Annotated in this window: 3 protein-coding genes; 1 reads left to right on the top strand and 2 read right to left on the bottom strand. The window is 63.3% G+C overall.

The annotated features are described in order from the left end of the window. Positions 1-1,696 (top strand): vitamin B12 dependent-methionine synthase activation domain-containing protein (locus ACE3UY_RS07815; RefSeq protein WP_374686983.1); only part of this gene is annotated, 1,696 nt, incomplete at its 5' end. A 58-nt stretch (positions 1,697-1,754) separates the two neighbouring features. Here ACE3UY_RS07815 and ACE3UY_RS07810 read toward each other — a convergent pair. Together ACE3UY_RS07810 and ACE3UY_RS07805 are read right to left on the bottom strand one after the other, a co-directional pair. Then, positions 1,755-1,994 carry a DUF2283 domain-containing protein gene (locus ACE3UY_RS07810; RefSeq protein WP_374686982.1) on the bottom strand — a complete coding sequence of 80 codons (240 nt, stop codon included), beginning with the start codon at positions 1,992-1,994 and terminating at the stop codon, positions 1,755-1,757. Next, positions 1,985-2,284: a hypothetical protein gene (locus tag ACE3UY_RS07805; protein ID WP_374686981.1), complete on the bottom strand. Its 300-nt coding sequence runs from the start codon at positions 2,282-2,284 to the stop codon at positions 1,985-1,987. Before ACE3UY_RS07805 ends, ACE3UY_RS07810 begins: the two co-directional genes overlap by 10 nt. Positions 2,285-2,588 lie beyond the last annotated feature (304 nt).

Here is a 2,588-nt window from a genome sequence, read left to right as displayed (position 1 = left end):
CATCGAGATAGACGTGGAAGAGGCGCGGCAGCAGGCCGAGCGCCCCCTGCACGTCATCGAGGGGCCGTTGATGGACGGCATGAACGTCGTCGGCGACCTGTTCGGCAGCGGCAAGATGTTCCTGCCGCAGGTCGTGAAGAGCGCCCGCGTGATGAAGCAGGCCGTCGCCTACCTGGTTCCGTTCATCGAGGCTGAGAAGGCGATCAGCGGCGACCACCGCCCGGCCGGCAAAATCCTGCTGGCGACGGTCAAGGGCGACGTGCACGACATCGGCAAGAACATCGTCGGCGTGGTGCTGGGCTGCAACAATTACGACGTCATCGACCTGGGCGTGATGACCCCAACGCAGAAGATTCTGGAGACGGCCCGTCGCGAGAACGTGGACATCATCGGCCTGAGCGGCCTCATCACGCCGTCGCTGGAGGAGATGCGCCACGTGGCCCGCGAGATGGAGCGCCAGGGGTTCGACCTACCGCTGCTCATCGGCGGGGCGACGACCTCCAAGGTCCACACGGCGGTCAAGATTGAGCCGGGCTATACGCGCGGCCCGGTCGTCCACGTCGTGGACGCCTCCCGCGCCGTCGGTGTCGCCTCGCAACTGTTGAGCGACACCCAGCGCGACGCCTTCGCCGCCGGCGTGCGCGCCGAGTACGCCTCGATTCGCGAGAGCCGCGAGGGGCGTACGGACCGAAAGCGGCTGAGCACGCTGGCTGAGGCCCGCGCCAACCGGCTGAAGCTCGACTGGGGCCACTACACGCCGCCCACGCCCCACCGGCTCGGCGTCACCGTCTTCCGCGACATCGACCTGGAGGACATCCGGCCCTATATCGACTGGACGCCGTTCTTCACCGTCTGGGAGCTGCATGGCAAGTTCCCCACCATCCTCGACGACGCCGTGGTGGGTGAAACGGCCCGCCATCTCTACGCCGACGCTCAGCGTATGCTCGATTGCATCATCGGCGAGAAGTGGCTGACGGCCAATGCGGTGGTGGGGATCTTCCCGGCGAACGCTGTGGAGGATGACATCATTGTCTATGACCCGGCAGGGGAGCGGAGAAGCGGGGGAGCGGGGGAGACTGACCTGCTGACCACTGTCCACTGCCTCCGCCAGCAAATGGAGCGCCCCCCCGGCCGGCCCAACCTGTCGCTGGCCGACTACATCGCGCCCGTGGAGAGTGGGCTGACCGACTACGTGGGCATGTTCGCCGTGACGGCCGGCATCGGCCTGGAGGCGGTGGTGCGCCGCTACGAGGCACTCCACGACGACTACAATGCCATCCTGGCCAAGGCGCTGGCCGACCGGCTGGCCGAGGCGCTGGCGGAACTGACTCACGCCCTGGTGCGGCGCGAGGTGTGGGGCTACGCGCCGGATGAGGCGCTGGACAATGATGCGCTTATCGCCGAGAAGTACCGCGGCATCCGCCCCGCCCCCGGCTACCCTTCCTGCCCCGACCATACGGAGAAGGGCGACCTGTTCAAGACGCTGGAGGCGACGGCCGCCGCCGGCATCACCCTGACCGAGAGCTACGCCATGTGGCCCGCAGCCTCAGTCAGCGGCTACTACTTCGCCCACCCGCAGTCGGCCTACTTCGGCATGGGCCGCATTGGCCGCGACCAGGTGGAGGATTACGCCGCCCGCAAGGGGATGAGCGTCGAGACGGTCGAGCGATGGCTGGCGTCGAATTTAGGATACTAGTCTGATAGGTGCATAGGTGCGATGCACTTCGGGAAGTGCATCGCACCTGAAACTCATCCTAGCGCTGGCCGGCGTGGAGGATAGTAAACCCCACGATTTCGTCGTCATCATCGTAGCGGATGATGACGTCGTCATCGGTCAGTTCGCTGTCTGCGGCAACGCTGGGCCGGCGAAAGTTTACGTAGAGCACGTCCGCTTCCCGGTCGTAGGTAAGCCAGACCGAACTCTCCGGCGTCTTCTTCACCTCTGGTAAAACACGCAGATAAGCGCGCAGGTCAGGGATTGGGGCTAAGGCCATAGCTGTCGCCTCCGATTGAGTGATCTTATACGACGAGTAATGAAGGCAGTAATGATGAATCCGTCATTGCCTTGTTCTTTATATACAACTACGAGCCATTTGCCGGTTTCAACCTCTTGCACCGCCAGCAACTCATCCGTGCCGCCGGCCAGAACGCGGGTTGGATTGGCAACTACATCAAGGACCAGGGCTTTCAGTTCGGCCAGCTCGCCATGTTCGTCCGTGATGTGTGCCCACCGCTCATCGTTGAGACGGATAGGCACACGGTTTTTTGACAGCGTAATGACCACTCTAGTGACTCGCTTCCTCAACCTCGCCTATTTTAGCACAGAAAGGCACACTTACTCTCAGGTCAATCCTTATTGACCCGGCTGTCCGTAGCATCTGGCTGCACGTCGGCCTACACGATACCACTCACGGTCTTCATAAAGCCATTCCCCAATCAATCGGCTCAAACGTCATGCCGTCCCTCGCGCAAGCGTTGCACCACTTCGCCATCCCAAGCCCACCGCTGCGCCCTGGCCGGCTGATCAGCGTAGTACTCCTCCAGATAGGGCATGATACTGCGTCGCCACACACGAGCCAGCCCCGCCT

It is taken from the genome of Promineifilum sp. (SeqCode), from assembly GCF_041918635.1.
GTDB lineage: Bacteria > Chloroflexota > Anaerolineae > Promineifilales > Promineifilaceae > Promineifilum.
This window is presented reverse-complemented; position numbering and strand designations above follow the sequence as displayed.